Annotated in this window: 2 pseudogenes; one reads left to right on the plus strand and one right to left on the minus strand. The window is 63.9% G+C overall.

Annotated elements, in window-relative coordinates:
* Positions 1-172 (minus strand): annotated as a pseudogene (locus tag P3L18_RS28270) (HNH endonuclease); the annotation flags it as partial.
* A 79-nt stretch (positions 173-251) separates the two neighbouring features.
* Here P3L18_RS28270 and P3L18_RS28275 point away from each other — a divergent pair.
* Positions 252-504, plus strand: a pseudogene (locus tag P3L18_RS28275) (HNH endonuclease); the annotation flags it as partial.

Below are 504 nucleotides of genomic sequence, written 5' to 3' on the forward strand. Positions count from 1 at the left end.
CGTGATGATCAACCAGGTTCCGCAACAACAGGACTTGCTTCATCGCGCCGAAGGCCTGCGGTCCGGTCATCTGCGGGTTCCACTGCAGGCCGCTGAGTCGGCTGACGATGTCGGCGAAAACCGCTTCGGCGTCGACAGTTCCAGCGTCGAGAGCTTCAGTGGATTCGATCATGGACCCCTCCCCAGTGGCTGATCGGCGTATGGCTCCAGTCTACATCGCCAGTGTGTGGCTCTCCTGACCTTTCTATGGGCGTCACCCCCGCCGCGTGGGATCGCTGCGCGTGATCGCCCTCGGGGAGATCACCGGCGTCCCTGGAGCGCACCTCGACTGCGAATGCGGACAGGGGAATTGCGCGAAAGGCGGTGCTGCCCGTGATGAGTCGGCGGAGACACCCGCTGATGCTGAGGATGCCGCAGCGTGGGACGAATTGCTTCCGGAACCTGTCGATGCCGACGCTCCCGACGTTGAGTTGGTGGAGCCGGTTGTCGAACCCGAGGTCCCCG

Source organism: Gordonia sp. N1V, assembly GCF_029269935.1.
Classification (GTDB): Bacteria; Actinomycetota; Actinomycetes; order Mycobacteriales; family Mycobacteriaceae; genus Gordonia; species Gordonia polyisoprenivorans.